We start from the raw sequence: 3279 nt of genomic DNA, 5'->3' as shown, positions 1-3279 counted from the left end.
CCGGCGGGATCATGCTGATGACGCAATTCTGGCGGGCGGACGCCATCGCGACCTTGATCGTGGTCGCGTTGATGGCACGCGCGGGATTCGGTCTCCTTGCGGCCTCGGTGCGGGTCTTCATGGAGGCCGCGCCGAAAGATCTCGATCCTGTCGCAGTCGGGCGAGCCATGGCCGGCTGCGATGCGGTGGTCGAGGTGCACGATCTGCACATCTGGGAGATCACCTCGGGCTCCCCCGCCCTGTCTGCGCACGTGCTGGTCGAGGACGGAATGGACTGCCACCTGGTGCGCGCCGACCTGGCGCGGCTGCTCGACGAGCGACACGGCATCCACCACACCACTTTGCAGCTCGACCATGCCGGCAGCGACGAGGCAGAGCGCGATCAGTCAGTGCGGGCGCCGCACTGCGAGGAACCGCACGGCCCCGCGCACCGGTCCCCCACCGCCCCCTGACCCGGTACACGCGTGGTGAACGACGTGATCAAGCCCGACTGCGCGACTGCGGCGGGGGCGTACAGAACCACGATGGTGGCGAGGTCGCGTACGCAGCCAGTTGCCTCGCTCAGGGCGACGCGGAACTTCGGGTGGCACGTGCGGTCATCGACAGGGACCTGCGCGGTGCGCGACCTCAGGACCCCAGCGTCCTGACCGTGTGGCCGCGCCCGCGATTTCCGATGCGACCAAAACAATTACTCTGAGCAATAGTTTGATTCTGCGGCACTGACCATCGCCGTGACGTCGGCAAACGTGATGGTTTTAGAGCCCAGAGCGGAATGAATGTCCTGGCTGATGGAATCCGGCGTTTTTCCGTCTTTGCGATCGGCGCAGATCTGCTTCCCCAAGGCAACTATGGGGGCATCCTCGCCCGCCGGCCACGTGAAGCCCAGACTGTGCATTTGCGTCAGGAACGTGTTGTCGGGACCGCTGGCGGCGTCGGCCAGTGCCGCCGCCGGAGTCGGCAGGATCGCAGCGCCGACAAGCACCGCGCAGAGTGCAGTCAACCGGCGGAGTGCAATCGTCATCGGCATAAACCTCCTCCCAGGTTAACAAAACGATACACAGTCAGGTTCCTGAGCGTCGCGTCAATGTGACCCATTCCACGAAGAAGTAACTTTGCTGTAACTTGGCGCATCACTATCTGCGGCCGATTTAAGCTGGCAAAATCGTCCTGGATCGTGGTCGCGGTATTTGCCGAGTCGCTCGGCTCGTTAGTTCGGGCTGTGGAGGAATGGCCTGCGGTCGTCGGCGAAGGACGGTGGCGAGCAGGAGACGAATCGATGAATTTCTCGTGTTCGCGGGTGTCTGTGTCAGCCGCCGGCCACGGGCCAGATCACCGGGTCGCCGACGGCGATGACGCCAGGCTCCACGACCTCCAGGTATGCCCCCGCGCAAGGCCTCGAAGCGTCGGAACCGCCTGTCCGGAAACGGTTCTCGGCTCCCGGAGTGCGATTCTCACTGCCCCGGCTTCGGTGCGGGCCGTGCACTGCAGCAGCCCGCGCCAGAGACGGGCCTGCTTGGCGCTGGCCACATGCCCCGTCGTCTCATCGAGCAGCGCCAGCCGGCGGTCCCTCTCGGCGCCCCGCGCGTCGACGCACAAACTGTCCACGGTCTCGCCCAGCATCGACTTGACCGGGTAGCGGCACAGGCTCTCGACCCGCATCCGCCCCGCTGCGCGATTCCCGGTAGTCGTCGGATCGGCCACGAGGACAACTGTAGGCGGGCGCGCCCGGCGTCAGTTCGTGGTGAAGTGGTGATGGATCAGGTCGAGACTCAACGGATCGTCGCGCAGCGTGTCGCCCGACGCCCCGGTGTGTGACCGCGAAGGGCGTCCTGTAGAAGAGTCTCGTGGAGGAGCCGAGCCCCCGATCGTTCGATCCGCCCGCACTGCGGGACGCGGTGGCCCGGCGGTTGCATCGTCGAACCGTCGCCGAAGGCACGCTTACGCTGCCCGCCGTTCCCGCCCTCATCGACGAGTACGTCAGGATGTGCGGGCAGCTATTCGCCGGTGCGGGCGTCCAGCACACAGCCGAACAGTCCGCGCAACTTCGGAGTGTGCTGGAAACCGAGCTGGCAAGGGGCTATCGGGCCTCGCCCCGGTCGAACGTCGTCATCACGTACCACACCCCCTTCGGCACGACGCTGAACTACCGCGTCAAGGCCGAATGGTGGACGCTTGAAGCCGACTACGACCGCTGGGTCGAGACCCGCCCGGCTCCGCTGTTCGGCAGCGAACCCGATGCGCGCGTGTGGGCGCTGGCCGGCGAGGCTGCCGACCCGGGGAGGTGCCGGGTGCTCGACCTCGGCGCGGGAACCGGGCGCAATTCCCTGGCTCTGGCGCGCCGGGGCCACCCGGTCGATGCGGTCGAGATGACGCCCAAGTTCGCCGACATCATCCGCATCGAGGCGGACAAGGGATCGCTGGACGTGCGCGTCATCCAGCAGGATGTCTTCGCGGCCATGGAAAGTGTCGATTCGGAGTATCAGCTGGTCGTCGTCTCCGAGGTGGTGCCCGACTTCCGTACGGCGTCCCAGCTGCGAGAGGTGTTCGACCTGTCCGCCCGTCTGCTCGCGCCCGGCGGGCGCCTGGTGCTCAACACTTTCCTGGCCCGTCCCGGCTACACACCCGACGCTGCGGCGCGGGAGATGGGCCAACAGTGCAACACGATGATCTTCACCCGCGACGAGGTGGCGAACGCGACGGCCGGGCTGCCCTTGGAGCTCGTGTCCGATGACCCCGCCTACGACTTCGAGAAAGCCCATCTGCCCGTAGCTGCCTGGCCGCCCACGGGGTGGTTCGAGGGGTGGGCGCGCGGCCTGGACGTGTTCGACGTCGAGCCGGCGGACTCGCCGATCGACCTGCGCTGGCTGGTGTACCGGAAGACGGATTAGCGCCGCAACGCCCCAGGACGAGGCGGTCAGGTCGCCGGGTGGAGGGCCCTTCCGGCGGGGTGCTGTGCGCGGGGAACCGGGACCCCTGCAGTGAAGCCCGCGATGCGGACCGGCGGGCGCTGCCCTGCGGCGCGGTCCGGCCGCCATCACACGCCTGCCGCGCCACCCCGACACGCATGCCTGAACCTCAACGCCGACACTGGATGCGCTGGCCGGCCACTCTGCTCGTACCATCCTCGACATCGACTGATGCGACCCATCCACATCGCCCAGCTTGACAAGGCAAGACCCGTCCTGATTCTCACCCGCGAGGTCGTGCGTCCGCATCTCACCAACGTCACCGTCGCTCCGATCACCACAACAGTCCGAGGGCTGGCCACCGAAGTCTCGG

The 3279-nt window shown here is 67.0% G+C and carries 3 protein-coding genes and 2 pseudogenes; 3 read left to right on the top strand and 2 right to left on the bottom strand.

Annotation, left to right across the window (positions count from 1 at the left end; genetic code table 11):
• On the top strand, positions 1–452 hold a 452-nt coding region (locus AC2VOK_RS00505; RefSeq protein WP_486944278.1), incomplete at its 5' end, for a cation transporter dimerization domain-containing protein.
• A gap of 236 nt (positions 453–688) precedes the next feature.
• On the opposite strand, the gene AC2VOK_RS00500 is transcribed toward AC2VOK_RS00505, so the two are convergent.
• Together AC2VOK_RS00500 and AC2VOK_RS00495 are read right to left on the bottom strand one after the other, a co-directional pair.
• Positions 689–1021 carry a DUF732 domain-containing protein gene (locus AC2VOK_RS00500; RefSeq protein WP_428898724.1) on the bottom strand — a complete coding sequence of 111 codons (333 nt, stop codon included), beginning with the start codon at positions 1019–1021 and terminating at the stop codon, positions 689–691.
• Positions 1022–1419: 398 nt separating this feature from the next.
• Positions 1420–1659 (bottom strand): annotated as a pseudogene (locus AC2VOK_RS00495) (MOSC N-terminal beta barrel domain-containing protein); the annotation flags it as partial.
• Positions 1660–1844: 185 nt separating this feature from the next.
• On the opposite strand from AC2VOK_RS00495, the gene AC2VOK_RS00490 reads away from it, so the two are divergent.
• Together AC2VOK_RS00490 and mazF3 are read left to right on the top strand one after the other, a co-directional pair.
• The gene (locus tag AC2VOK_RS00490; RefSeq protein WP_428898723.1) at positions 1845–2888 is read left to right on the top strand and encodes a class I SAM-dependent methyltransferase; all 1044 of its coding nucleotides are present in this window, start codon (positions 1845–1847) and stop codon (positions 2886–2888) included.
• Between the two features lie 249 nt (positions 2889–3137).
• A pseudogene (mazF3, locus tag AC2VOK_RS00485) lies at positions 3138–3279 on the top strand (type II toxin-antitoxin system toxin endoribonuclease MazF3); the annotation flags it as partial.

It is taken from the genome of Mycobacterium sp. TH-M116, from assembly GCF_057473685.1.
The sequence above is the reverse complement of the archived record's forward strand: the minus strand, read 5'-3'. Positions and strand labels throughout refer to the sequence as shown.

Excerpts from the sequence above, each read along its gene's own strand:
- AC2VOK_RS00500 (WP_428898724.1), bottom strand. The coding sequence starts at position 1,021 with ATGACGATTGCACTCCGCCGGTTGACTGCACTCTGCGCGGTGCTTGTC.